The following is a 12,268-nucleotide window of genomic DNA, read 5'->3' as shown; positions in this document are numbered from 1 at the left end:
GGGCAGGCGGGACAAACCCGACCATTGTAACAAATAACAACCTCCATTCGCCGCCGTATTGGCGTAAATGGCAATTGAAAAATGGTAAAAATTCCTTTTCACCTATTGAATGTCTTTGGCGAACGCCGTATGGGCGGTTGCCCTATCGTCGTGTGCGAAGTGCCGCGCCTGCCCGATGCGGCCATCAGCCAGCGCCTGGCCTACCAGTTCAGCGCGCCTGAAACCGTGTTCCTGGAAACCCGCACGCAAGCGTGGTCAGCCTGGACGCCGCAAATGCCGCTGCCGTATTCGGCGATGGGCGCGTTGGGCGCTTCGTGCATTGCGGCCGCCACCTCGATTGGCGCGCCCACCATTGGTTATCGGCGCGACGATTTGTGGTGGGTGCATGCGCCCGCGGCGCACGCGCGTGCGGTGCAGATTGATCCGCTGGCCTTTGCCGCTGCGCTGGGCCTGAATCCAGCCGACCTGGGCGGGCCGCTGCTGTGGATTGACAGTGATTTCACGCAACTGGTGGTGCCGTTACGCGCGCGCCAGCATGTGTTGCAAGTGGCGCCGCGGCTGGATTTGCTGATGACGGCACTGGGCCATCCGCATCATCTGCTGCAAGTGGCGTTGTGGAGCAATGATGGCGAAGTGCTGACGTTGCGCGCGTTTACCGCCGACCCGTTTCATCTGCAGGAAGACTTTGGCGCGGGCTGTGCGGCTGCGGCGATCGGGCACTGGTTTATTGCCAACGGCAACGTGCCGCCGTTCAATTTCCGCATTGAGCAGGGCCATACGATTCATCGACGCGTGTCGCCGTTGTCGGTGCTGCATCTGGATGTGGATGCGCAACGACGCATCGCCGTCGGTGGCCGCGTGTGGCGGCTAGGCGGGGGTGAGATTGAGATGGAGATGTGAATCTCCGGGGATGCGGCTTGGGGTTCGCCCGGGCCTCATCGAGCGCGGCTGAATGCGCCTGTGGTCGGCACGGGCGCGCGGATTTGACGAAGCGTTGGCGCCCACCCCTGCGGTTGAACCCACCACCGAGGCCCGAGCTGATGGCTTTGGCAGGTGGGTCTTGACCCACCCTATGGTTGTTAGATACCCAACCGTTCCATGCGGTAGCGCAGCGAGCGGAACGTGACGCCCAGCAATTTCGCCGCCTGGGTGCGGTTGCCGCCGGTTTTCTCCAGCCCTTCCAGAATCGCCGCGCGTTCCACGCGATCCAGATAATCCTGTAGCGAATCGCCGCTATCTGGTCCGCCCTCTTCGCGGCCCGCTTCGTTGGCCGGGCTGATCTGCAGATCATCGGCGGTGATGACCTGGCCGTCGCACAGCGCCAGCGCGCGCTCCAGCATGTTTTCCAGTTCGCGCACGTTGCCCGGAAACGCATAGTGGCGCAGCGCGGCCAGCGCTTCCGGCCCCAGCGCGGGCGTGGTCGGCATGCCGTTTTGCTGCGCCAGTCGCACCAGCACGTGCTGCGCAATCAACTCCACATCCGCGCCCATTTCACGCAGCGGCGGCATATGCAGTTCGATCACATTCAGGCGGTAATACAGATCCTGGCGGAATTTAGCGTTTTCCACGCAGCGTGCCAGGTTTTGATGCGTGGCCGAGATAATGCGCACGTCGACCGCTTCTTCTTGCGTCGCGCCTACCTTGCGCACTTTGCGTTCCTGAATGGCACGCAGCAGTTTTACCTGCATCAACAACGGTAGATCGGCCACTTCATCCAGAAACAGCGTGCCGCCGTGCGCAGCCTGGAAAAAACCTTCGCGATCGGCATCCGCGCCGGTAAACGCGCCTTTGCGATAGCCGAAGAATTCGCTTTCCATCAGGTGTTCAGGGATAGCGCCGCAGTTGACCGCCACAAACGGCTTGTCCGAGCGACTGGAGCGCGCGTGGATCATGCGCGCCGCGCGCTCTTTGCCTGAGCCCGATTCACCGCTCACATAAACCGGCGCCTGGCTGCGCGACAGTTTGTCGATCAGCTCCAGCACTTGCTTCATCGCGGCGGAATCGCCCAGCAACATGCGGCCACTGACTTCGCCCGAGGTGCCGGGCGCGTGTTGATCTTCGTCGTCGTCCAGCCGCAGCGCCGATTTGATCAGCGTGCGCAGTTGTTCCAGCGACACCGGCTTGGCCAGGTAATCAAATGCGCCCGCTTTCAGCGCGGCCACGGCGTTTTGCATGCTGCCATAGGCGGTGATGACGGCAATGGGCACATCCAGCTTGCGTGCCTGAATGTGTTCGATGATTTCGAGGCCTTCGCCATCGCCCATGCGCATATCGGTCAGGCAAAAGTCGTAGCGATGGCGCGCCAGCAAGGCGCGCGCTTCGGCCACGCTGCCCGCTTTATCGACGGACAAGCCCATCTTTAACAAGGTGAGTTCCAGCAGTTCGGCCAGGTCTGCTTCGTCGTCGACGACCAGCACCCGTTTATCTATTCTCGTTTTTCTGCTCATCACTGATCCCGAACGTAATGCAAAAGCTGGCGCCGCCTTCTGCCGGCGCCAGATATTCCAGGTGCGCCGCATTGGCGGCACAAATTTCGCGTGCGATATACAAACCGAGGCCGGTGCCCTTGGTGTCGGTGGTAAAGAACGGCTCAAACAATTGCGTTTGCGCGTCCGCGGGCACCGGCGGGCCATCGTTGATCACGTCCAGCCGCCATCTCCCCCGATGCGCCAGCACGTTAAACACCAACGAACCCTCGGTTTTGCTGCAATAACGCCAGCCATTGCGCGCCAGATTCCACAACACCTGATGCAGATGGCCCGGGTCGAACCGTACCACCACGTGGGGCGGGCACGTGAGCAAAAGCGGCGGAACGATGTTTTCCACCTGACGAAACTCATCGAGAAACGTGTGCAACCATTCATCCAGCTCGATATCCTGGCGCACCACGCGGTCGCGGCGGTTCAGCTCCAGCACGTCGTGCACCATGCGTTCCAGCCGACGCGTGTTGTCGTCGATGATGCGCGTCAGCCGTTGCATCAGCGGGTCATCGGTGGCTTCTTCGCCCAGCAATTGCGCGGCATGGGCGATGGCGCTGAGTGGATTGCGGATTTCATGCGCCAGATTGGCGGTCAGGCGGCCCAGCGCGGCCAGTTTGAGCTGTTGCGATTCGCGGCGCAGCCGGTCCATGTCTTCAAGATAGATCAGCACATCGGCTTCACTGGCGTTCTCGGACATCGGCACCATGCGCGGCCGCAGCGTTTTGTGCGCCTGGCCCGCCAGCAGCGCCGGCGCTTGCGTGCGGTCTTCGCGCCAGTCACGCCAGATGGCGTCCAGCGACGGCGCGGCCTGTACCAATGGCTGGTTCAGCGTCAGCGGCAAGCCCAGCAGTTCGGTGGCACGATGATTGAACTGGCGCACGTGCCCCACCGCATCCACCACCACCACGCCATCCGAGACGTCTTGCAGAATGCGCTGGTTGACCTGGCCCAGGTTGGCCAGATCGACGCCACGCTGCGCCGCCAATGCCTCGCTGGCCTCGGCGTAATGCGACAAGCGATAACCCAGCCACGCCACCGCAAAACACGCCACGCACAGCAACGCGGGCGTCAGATTGTCGTCGGGGCTGACCCCTTCATAGGCCACGCGCACCAGTTGCTCCGCTAGCAAGGCCAGGCTGGCCATCGCAGCATGAAACAAGGTCATGCGCCCACGCGAAATCAGCCCGGCTGCCGCCAGATACGGCAGCAGCAAAATGCCGATGCCGCTGCGCACGCCGCCAAACAGATGCATCACAAACACCAGAAACACGATGTCGGTGGCCACTTGCGCGCTCAGCTGGATTTCAAACGCCGGTTTGCGGCTGCGGATCGTAAAGATAAAGCCCAGCGCCAGCAGCGCATCGATGGCACAGGCCCAGAAGAACGGCTCGCGCCCGCCCGAATCGGCCAACACGCGCGGAAACAGCAAGCTAAGGCCCAGAAACAGCCCCAGCACGCTAAGAAACCGGAACAGATTAAGCAGCGCCAGCGAGCGCCAGTGCATTTCGGATGTCGCGCGGTCAGTCATGGCCGTGCCGGCTCCTGGTGGGATGGGATGGGTGATGGCGATATAGCCTGGATAAAACAACGGCCGGAGCATTGCCCCAGCCGTTGCATCTTGCCGCATCAAAAAGACCCGCGCTCATGAACCCCAGCGCCGGGTGGGCACGCTATCCAGAAACCGCGACAACTCGGACAACGCTGCTTCGTACACGCCACGTTTGAACTCGATCACCGCGTCTAGTGGCGCCCAGTAATCATTCCAGCGCCATGCGTCGAATTCGGGGTGGTTGGTCCGACGTAAACACACGTCCGAATCCCGCCCCCGCAAACGCAGTAAAAACCAGATCTGCTTTTGCCCCTTATAAGTGCCGCGCCATTCGCGGCGAACCCAGTTGGTCGGCACATCATATTTCAACCACTCGCGCGTGCGGCCCACGATCTCGACTTGCTGAGACGACAGGCCGACTTCTTCCATCAGCTCGCGGAACATGGCCTGTTCCGGTGATTCACCCTGCTTGATACCGCCTTGCGGAAACTGCCATGAATGCTCGCGTACGCGTTTTCCCCAGAAAACCTGATTCCTGTGGTTGAGGATGATGATGCCGACGTTCGGACGATAACCGTCTCGGTCGAGCATTTGGTATTACCTTGTTAAGCTTTGATTACCCCGGATTTTTTCACATCCGGGCGTCATTGGAAACCACGCAATGCATTGGCTTGCGCGGGCGGCGGCCCAGACAGACTCACGTAATCGCAAATCAAGCCTGTAAGCCGTCGCGCAACCCGGCCACCACCTTATAAACCGTGGCCTGTGGCCGGTTGCGCACGCCAGGGCTAGATAAAAAGCTTGCGATCGTTGTGGGTATTCAGCCGCGCCAGGTCGGCCACGAACTCACTGAATTCCAGCCCGTATTGCGCTTCCAGCTTGATGGCGCGCTCCGACAACGCTGCCCAGGCCGGATTATTGAAGCCGCGCTTGAAGCAGAACGCCATGATGTTGCCCTTCTGCCGTGCCGGCAGCAGCAACACACGGCTATCAAACGCCTGCGCCAGCCGGTCGCGATACTGGCCAAAACGCTTGTCCGAGCCCCACAGATTGACCGCCAGCACGCCATCAGCGCGTAGCTTGTCGCGACAGGCATTAAAGAAGTCGACCGTAGCCAGCGGCTCGGCAATACCGCTGGCCGAATAGGCATCCATGATGATCAGATCGGTGCTGGCGTCTTCCATCTGATACACCCACGCCGAACCATCGCCCACCTGTACATCCAGGCGTTCATCATCGGGCGGCAAAAAGAACATCGAATGCGCCACCGCCACCACTTGCGCGTGCAACTCGACCACCGTCAGGCGGGTATCCGGCATCTTTGCGTGGATCCACTTGGCGATCGAACCACCGCCCAGGCCGATCAACAGCGCATCGCGCGGGGCGTCAGCCAGCAGCAAAAAGCCGAAGGCGCAGCGCGTATACGCCAGCACCAGGTCCAGCGGGTCCGCCAGCTTCATCGCGCTTTGGGTGTCATCTCCGCCAAAATGCAGCTTGCGGATGCCGAAGTTATCCGAAACATCAACCTGCACGTCCGCCGCGGCTGCACCATTACGTTTTGAGCGAAACAGCATCGGCCTTAGTCTCCGCAACCGCCGTCGTCAGCCGGGCGGCTGGCCAGGATCGAAATGCGGGACGGATCGTTAAAGCTTTCTTTATCGAACGCCTTGTCGCCATCGTCGCGCGGCACGCCGTCGGCCTTGATGCCGGCAAAATCATGCAGCTTGATATCGGCCAGATGCGACGGCACCACGTTTTGCAGCGCGCGCATCATCGATTCAACGCGGCCCGGAAAACGCTTGTCCCAGTCGCGAATCATGTCGCCCACCACCTGGCGTTGCAGATTGGGCTGGCTGCCACACAGATTGCACGGAATGATCGGAAAACCGCGCGCTTCCGAATATTTGATGATGTCTTTTTCGCGGCAATACGCCAGCGGCCGGATCACCACATGGCGGCCGTCATCGCTCACCAGCTTGGGCGGCATGCTTTTAAGCTTGCCGCCGTAAAACATGTTCAGGAACAGCGTTTCGAGAATGTCTTCACGATGGTGGCCCAGCGCAATTCTGGTGGCGCCCACTTCATCGGCCACGCGGTACAGAATGCCGCGCCGCAAGCGCGAGCACAGGCTACAGGTGGTTTTGCCTTCGGGCACCAGACGTTTGACGATGGAATACGTGTCTTCTTCGATAATGCGATATTCCACGCCCAGCGCGCTCAGGTATTCCGGCAGCACATGCTGCGGAAAACCGGGCTGTTTCTGGTCCAGGTTGACCGCGATGATCGAGAAATCAATCGGGGCCGAACGCTGCAGATTAAGCAGGATATCCAGCATGGTGTAGCTGTCTTTGCCGCCCGACAGACACACCATCACGCGATCGCCCTGCTCGATCATGTTGAAATCATTGATCGCATCGCCCACGGCGTGGCGCAAGCTCTTGTTGAGCTTGTTAAGGTTGTACTGCTGCTTTTTGTCCGCCTGGCTGGCGACATCGGCCTCGGCGGGGGTATGGATTGCGTTCATGGCAAAAGCTCACGGGGCGACAAGCGCCCCGTTGTAGATAGTTGAATTGGCGTGGATTTTAGCTGAATCAGCGCCCTGGCGCGACTGCGGCCGCAGCGCAGACGAGCGGGAGCGCTGCGGGGGTAGCGCGCTCAGGCTGCAAGTCCGCCTCGATTACGCCATGCGCTTGCACGGATCACGCCGCAGGGCCGTCAGATTACGCCGCACGCGAAGCGCGCCCCGCCGCCGCCCAGCGGCATGGGTTCATCCGAATGATTATCGCCCCCCGCATGCACCATCAATGCGTGGCCCTTGATCTGATCAAGGCGTGTAATGCGCGGCGCCAGCACCGGGTACATTGCCATCCCATCCGCGCCCACATACAACGCCGGCAGATCGCCCAGATGGCCATCACCATACGGGCCCAGATGCTTGCCGGTCTTGTCCGGATCAAAATGTCCGCCCGCCTGGCCCGCCGGCGTTACCTTGCCGTCTTTAACGCTCGGGTCACAGCTGCCTTTTTCATGCACATGAAAACCATGAATGCCCGGCGGCAAACCAGTCAGATGCGGCGTAAACACCAGGCCGTAGCGCGTTTCTTCGATATGCACCATGCCCAGATTGGCGCCCGCGCCTTCCTCGGTGGCCGCGCGGATCGGCACATCCAGCGTGGCGGCAAAGCTGAAACCCGCCAGCCCCAATGCGGCAATTCCGCTCAAAACCTTGATTGTTTGCATGACTTGCTCCGGTTGCGTGTTGATGGGCTCAGATACCCAAAACTGGACACCGCGCAGGCGGCGTTAGTTTCTTAACCTTAGAGCACCACGCTGCGGCCGCCATCGACAGGCAGAATCACGCCGCTGACATATGCGGCTTCAAGCAAATAATGAATCGCCTGCGCCAGATCCTCCGGCGTGCCGGTACGCGCCAGCGGAATGCTGGCTTCAATGCGCTGCCGCTCCGCCGCATCAAACACGCTGCCGTCGCCATCGGGCCAAAGATTGGTGCCGGGCGCCACGGCATTGACGCGAATGGCGGGGGCCAGCTCGCGCGCCAGCGATCGCGTCATCGCCACCAGACCCGCCTTGGCCACCGTGTAAAAGGTATGCAGCGGATACGGTCGCTCCACGTGGATATCGACAATGCTGATGATGCTGCCGTGCGTGGCGCGCAAAGCTGGCGCGGCGGCTTGCGCCAGAAACAACGGCGCTTTCAGATTCGACCCCAGCAAGTCATCCCACGCGGCCTCGGTAAATTCGCCCAGTGGCGTGGGGAAGAACGACGATGCGTTATTGACCAACGCATCCAGCCGGCCAAACTGGCTGATCACGGCCTGCACCAGCGTCGGCAGCGCCGCGATATCGAGCAAATCCTGCTGCAAGGCGCAGGCCGAATCCGCGCGAAGGCCATTCAGCTCGGCCACCAGCGCCAGCGCTTCGGCGGCAGAACTGCGGTAATGCAACGCCACGCGCCAACCGCGTGCATGCAGAAAACGCGCCACGCCCGCACCCACGCGCCGGGCCCCGCCCGTAATCAGCACAACGCGCGCGGGCTGCGGCGTGTCGCCCGAACCGTACATCTGCGGCTGCGTCATTTAGAATTGAGCCTTCCTCAGTTTTTTGCGGATTTTCCCGCCGCCATGACCGCACCGCAACTACCCACGCCTTCCGCCGACGCGCTTTTGATCAGCACCACGCTGGTAGAACGCATCCGGCAACGTATCGAAGCCAGTAATGGCTGGATTTCGTTTACCAACTATATGCAGCAGGCATTGTACGCGCCGGGCCTGGGCTACTACGCAGGCGGCGCCACCAAGTTTGGCGACGCCGGTGACTTTACCACCGCGCCCGAAATGTCTCCGCTGTTTGGCGCCTGCGTGGCTGGCACTGCCGCCCATGCGCTGCGCCATATCGAGCAAGGCCGGGTTATGGAATTTGGCGCCGGCACCGGCGTGCTGGCGGCCGAAATCCTCACCGAACTGGAACGGCTGGACTGCCTGCCGCTGTCCTACGACATCGTCGACCTGTCGCCCGACCTTAAACAACGCCAGCTGACCACGCTGCAAACGCGCGTGCCGCATCTGGTGGAACGCGTGCGCTGGCTGGATGCATTGCCCGAGCATTTTGATGGCTTTATTGTCGGCAACGAAGTGCTGGACGCCATGCCGTGCGCGCTGGTGTATCGCGATGAAGCGGGCCAGCTGTTTGAACGCGGCGTGGTCTGGCGCGACAACCGGCTGGCCTTTGAAGACCAAGCGCTGCACAGCGGCCAGCTGTTTGATCTGGCCAGTGCGCTGGACCTGCCCGCCGATTACCTCACCGAAATCCAGCCGCAGATGCACGCGTTTGTGCGCAGCGTGGCGCAATGCCTGCGCCAGGGCGCGCTGCTGCTGATCGACTACGGCTTTACCGCGCGCGAGTTCTACCATCCGCAACGCAACCAGGGCACGCTGATGGCCCACTACCGCCACCACAGCCTGATCGACCCGTTCTACCTGCCCGGCCTGTGCGACATCACCTGCCACGTGGATTTCTCGGCCGTATACACACACGCCGAAGCCAATGGCCTGCAACTGGAAGGCTATATTCCGCAAGCGCAATACCTGCTGAATACGGGCCTGACGCAAAAGCTGGAAGCGCTGGGCATCGAAAACACCCGCCAATACGTCAGCGCCGCCGCCAGCGTGCACAAACTGACAAGCCCGGCCGAAATGGGCGAGCTGTTCAAGACCATCGCCTTCTCGCGCAACCTGGCGCTGCCCGCGCTGTTGCACGGGTTTGAGGATGGCGATGATTCCTGGAAGCTATAAATCGCATCAGAGGGTTGACAAGATCGCCCCACCACGCCAGAATCGCCGACTCTTATGGCTATGTAGCTCAGTTGGTTAGAGCACAGCACTCATAATGCTGGGGTCACAGGTTCGAGTCCCGTCATAGCCACCAGTTAATCTTTCGTGTGAAAACATGGAAGTACAGAAACCCCCGTCAAGCTTGCTTGGCGGGGGTTTTTTGTTTTCGGGCAGGTTTCTTCCTGGCCCCCAGAGCTTTCCGTAATCGCAATCAAATTGAGGTTGTGATCATTGCTATTACCAATCCGGATTTTATCGTTGCGCTGCTCTGGCGAGCTCATTAATCTAGCCCGAACAAAACCTCCCAAGCCTATCCAGTCCCCGCGCTGTGAAGCTCAAACTGGGAGGTTACTTTCTTTGTAGTCCCCACCCACCTGTCTGCCCGCGAAGATGCCCGCGCGGCCTTCGCCACGCCTCGGCGTCTACCTTCGATTTCCGCTTCTCGCCAGCGGCACCTTTCACCGCCCATCCCCGCGACGAAAGGCCCCACCTTACAAGCAAAATCTAATAAACACGTCATGAAAGCCCTTTCATCGCCCCGCTAAAACCGGCGAACTCTTACAGCAAGACAGCGGATTGTGCGCCCATTACCTTACGCGCCATCTGCCACTCAAGAGTAAACCCGCGATGAAACGTTCTTTCCGTCCGCATCGGCTCAGTGCGTTGTTGCTGGCTGCATTGCCGTTGCTGGCCCATGCCAATGGCGCGCAGCCCGAAGGTGCCATCTGTTTTTATGAACACGTTAATTTCCAGGGCGCGTCGTTTTGCGCCAATGCCGACAGCAACTGGATCGGCGCGTCGTGGAATGACCGGGTGTCTTCGGTGCGGATTCGTGATGGCGCTAGCGTCGATCTGTTTCAGGACATCAATTACACCGGTGCCAAGCTCACGCTGAATGCCGATTCGCCCAACTTTGTTGCGCTCAATTTCAACGATCAATTGTCGTCGTACAAAGTGCATGATCTGCCGCCGCTGGCCGTGTCCAGCGTCGAGCTGGCGCAGACGCACGTCATCGGGCCGGAGGGCCGCAGCATGCAGTCGGCCAATGATGCTAAAAACGGCGGCGTTAAAAAGCTGACGTTGATGGCGGATCGCGCGGCCTTGTTGATGGTGCAGCCCACCAGCCAGGTACCCAATGTGCTGGTGCGCGCGCGCATCGGCAGCACAATCCTGGGGCCGATCACGCTGAAGTCGCCGGGCCAGTTGCCGGCCACCGATGCGGGCCGCGCGCCGTATTCGACGGTCAAGTACAGCGCTTTGCTGCCCAAAGAATGGTTGAAGCAAGGCGTTACGCTGGAGCTGGCGCAGAATGCCAGCTTTCTGAAGCCCGTGAGCGTGCCGTTGACGGTTACGCCTGCGATTACGCTGCGCGCCTATACGGTGCCGTTGTATATGTTTGGCGCGCGTCCGGCCAACAGCGTGGTGCCCGATTTCACCTTGAATGCCCGCAATACCAATGGTTATTCGCTTGATGCGGAATACCGCCAGAAATTGCCGATCAGCAATCTGGAATACATGGTGGCTGGCGCGATTACGCAAGACCAGGTGGTGCTACCGCCGCGCAACGACGCGCAGTATTGCTACCCGGCTTTGCCGGTGAGTTCGCTGGCGGATTTCTGGGCGGCGGGCGGTGATCTGAATGCGCGCTTCTATCGCATTCTGGGCGATATCCATGGTGCGACGGCCAACCGCGATGGTGCCTTCGCCACTGGTTATTACGGCTTTATGCAAACGCTGGATGGCGGCAAGCAAGTGGCGGCCAGTTCGGGCGGGGGTCTGGGGGGCGGCGGTAGCGGCGTTTCGGGCAGCGACTATCGTCCGGAGCTGGTTTATTCGGCCATCTTCAACCACGAAATGGGCCATGCCTATGGTCTGGCGCATGCCGATTCCGCCTATGACAGCGGCGATTATCCGTATCCGTTTGGCAGCAAGAGCGGTTCAACCTGGGGCTACGACGCCATCAAGAATCAGCTGCTTAGCACGCTGCAAATCGCCGGACAGTCTTGCGATGGTCGGGTAGTCAACAACGTGTGCTACCAGCGCACGCCGATGTCGGGCGGGGATGATGACCGCGATGCCGGCACCTATCGTTGGGATACGTTCGCCGATTACCAGGCGGCGCAAATGGAGCAAGGCCTGCTGGACAAGGTGGTGGCCGATGCCAGCTATGCCGGCGGCTACAAGCACTGGAACCAGAACAGCAATAGCTATGAGCCCATGGACGACCGCACTCGCGCCAACATCGGCACCGACGTGCTGGCGCGCGACCAGCAAGTGCAAACGGTGATTGGCAGCATCTCGCACTTCAATGCTTCGCCCAGCGCCAGCCGCATGGTGGTGAGCGGCGTCTGGACCGGCAATCTGCCCAAACAAATCGACCCGACCGTGCAAGCCGATCTGGACAAGATCAACAGCACCCAACCGGGCGGCTGGTTTGGCTATTACTGCGTCAACAACGGTTGCGATTACACGCTGGTGGCCACCTACGCCGACGGCACCGCGCAACGCGTGCTGCTGCCGATTGGCTATCACCGCTTTGGCTATCCGGTATACAGCGACAACGGCTACCGTGCCTCGGCGCAGAACCCCAGCGATGGCGACAATCTGGCAACGTATGCGGTCAACTTGCCGGTCGGCCATGGTGGTTTAAGCCGCGTGCAGGTGTTCAACACGCCGTTTGGCTCCAGGTGGCAAGACCACTTTGGCGCGATTGCCGCAGCCAGCCTGGGCAGCACCTATCCGTTGGTTAATCAGTGGACGCCGGCGGATGGCGCTTCGGGCGGCGTAGGCGCACCGGGCTCCAGCCAGTTTAATAGCGCCACCTGCCAGCAGGGCGCCAAGGTCAAGTATCCGGCGCGCTAAGGCGGTGGGGGTTTAGCTGCAAAAAA

The 12,268-nt window shown here is 60.8% G+C and carries 10 protein-coding genes and 1 tRNA gene; 4 read left to right on the top strand and 7 right to left on the bottom strand.

Features of this window, described 5'->3' with window-relative positions; translation table 11 throughout:
* The first annotated feature begins 81 nt into the window (after positions 1-81).
* Positions 82-900: a PhzF family phenazine biosynthesis protein gene (locus WG78_RS20860; protein WP_152969337.1), complete on the top strand. Its 819-nt coding sequence runs from the start codon at positions 82-84 to the stop codon at positions 898-900.
* A gap of 179 nt (positions 901-1,079) precedes the next feature.
* Here the strand turns inward: WG78_RS20860 and WG78_RS20855 are convergent, their stop codons facing one another.
* The 7 genes from WG78_RS20855 to WG78_RS20825 form a co-directional block, all read right to left on the bottom strand.
* Entirely contained in the window at positions 1,080-2,447 is a 1,368-nt protein-coding gene (locus WG78_RS20855) for a sigma-54-dependent transcriptional regulator (RefSeq protein ID WP_053939768.1), read from the bottom strand.
* Positions 2,422-4,008 (bottom strand): two-component system sensor histidine kinase NtrB, encoded by a 1,587-nt coding sequence (locus WG78_RS20850; RefSeq protein WP_161805177.1) that lies wholly within the window; start codon positions 4,006-4,008, stop codon positions 2,422-2,424. Before WG78_RS20850 ends, WG78_RS20855 begins: the two co-directional genes overlap by 26 nt.
* A gap of 114 nt (positions 4,009-4,122) precedes the next feature.
* The gene (locus WG78_RS20845; protein ID WP_053939766.1) at positions 4,123-4,620 is read right to left on the bottom strand and encodes an RNA pyrophosphohydrolase; all 498 of its coding nucleotides are present in this window, start codon (positions 4,618-4,620) and stop codon (positions 4,123-4,125) included.
* Positions 4,621-4,817: 197 nt separating this feature from the next.
* Positions 4,818-5,603 carry a fused MFS/spermidine synthase gene (locus tag WG78_RS20840; RefSeq protein ID WP_053939765.1) on the bottom strand — a complete coding sequence of 262 codons (786 nt, stop codon included), beginning with the start codon at positions 5,601-5,603 and terminating at the stop codon, positions 4,818-4,820.
* Positions 5,604-5,608: 5 nt separating this feature from the next.
* Positions 5,609-6,553: a tRNA 2-thiocytidine(32) synthetase TtcA gene (ttcA, locus tag WG78_RS20835; protein WP_053939764.1), complete on the bottom strand. Its 945-nt coding sequence runs from the start codon at positions 6,551-6,553 to the stop codon at positions 5,609-5,611.
* 191 nt (positions 6,554-6,744) lie between these two features.
* A complete protein-coding gene (gene sodC / locus WG78_RS20830; protein ID WP_053939763.1) occupies positions 6,745-7,269 on the bottom strand; it encodes a superoxide dismutase family protein in 525 nt (174 codons plus the stop codon).
* Positions 7,270-7,346: 77 nt separating this feature from the next.
* Complete coding sequence (locus tag WG78_RS20825) at positions 7,347-8,126, bottom strand: pteridine reductase (RefSeq protein WP_236692093.1); 780 nt, start codon at positions 8,124-8,126, stop codon at positions 7,347-7,349.
* Between the two features lie 45 nt (positions 8,127-8,171).
* Here WG78_RS20825 and WG78_RS20820 point away from each other — a divergent pair, with 45 nt between their 5' ends.
* The 3 genes from WG78_RS20820 (at position 8,172) to WG78_RS20810 (ending at position 12,242) form a co-directional block, all read left to right on the top strand.
* Positions 8,172-9,341, top strand: a complete 1,170-nt coding sequence (locus WG78_RS20820; protein ID WP_053939762.1) for a class I SAM-dependent methyltransferase — start codon at positions 8,172-8,174, stop codon at positions 9,339-9,341.
* A gap of 56 nt (positions 9,342-9,397) precedes the next feature.
* Positions 9,398-9,474: transfer RNA gene (locus tag WG78_RS20815), tRNA-Met, on the top strand.
* Between the two features lie 533 nt (positions 9,475-10,007).
* Positions 10,008-12,242: a M66 family metalloprotease gene (locus WG78_RS20810; RefSeq protein ID WP_083459491.1), complete on the top strand. Its 2,235-nt coding sequence runs from the start codon at positions 10,008-10,010 to the stop codon at positions 12,240-12,242.
* Positions 12,243-12,268: the final 26 nt, after the last annotated feature.

Origin of the sequence: Amantichitinum ursilacus, assembly GCF_001294205.1 — a bacterium.
GTDB lineage: Bacteria > Pseudomonadota > Gammaproteobacteria > Burkholderiales > Chitinibacteraceae > Amantichitinum > Amantichitinum ursilacus.
The sequence above is the reverse complement of the archived record's forward strand: the minus strand, read 5'-3'. Positions and strand labels throughout refer to the sequence as shown.

Coding starts and splice junctions, on each gene's coding strand:
- WG78_RS20840 (WP_053939765.1), bottom strand. CDS start 5,603: ATGCTGTTTCGCTCAAAACGTAATGGTGCAGCCGCGGCGGACGTGCAG.
- WG78_RS20855 (WP_053939768.1), bottom strand. CDS start 2,447: ATGAGCAGAAAAACGAGAATAGATAAACGGGTGCTGGTCGTCGACGAC.
- WG78_RS20820 (WP_053939762.1), top strand. CDS start 8,172: ATGACCGCACCGCAACTACCCACGCCTTCCGCCGACGCGCTTTTGATC.
- WG78_RS20850 (WP_161805177.1), bottom strand. CDS start 4,008: ATGACTGACCGCGCGACATCCGAAATGCACTGGCGCTCGCTGGCGCTG.
- WG78_RS20860 (WP_152969337.1), top strand. CDS start 82: ATGGTAAAAATTCCTTTTCACCTATTGAATGTCTTTGGCGAACGCCGT.
- WG78_RS20845 (WP_053939766.1), bottom strand. CDS start 4,620: ATGCTCGACCGAGACGGTTATCGTCCGAACGTCGGCATCATCATCCTC.
- WG78_RS20810 (WP_083459491.1), top strand. CDS start 10,008: ATGAAACGTTCTTTCCGTCCGCATCGGCTCAGTGCGTTGTTGCTGGCT.
- sodC (WP_053939763.1), bottom strand. CDS start 7,269: ATGCAAACAATCAAGGTTTTGAGCGGAATTGCCGCATTGGGGCTGGCG.
- WG78_RS20825 (WP_236692093.1), bottom strand. CDS start 8,126: ATGACGCAGCCGCAGATGTACGGTTCGGGCGACACGCCGCAGCCCGCG.
- ttcA (WP_053939764.1), bottom strand. CDS start 6,553: ATGAACGCAATCCATACCCCCGCCGAGGCCGATGTCGCCAGCCAGGCG.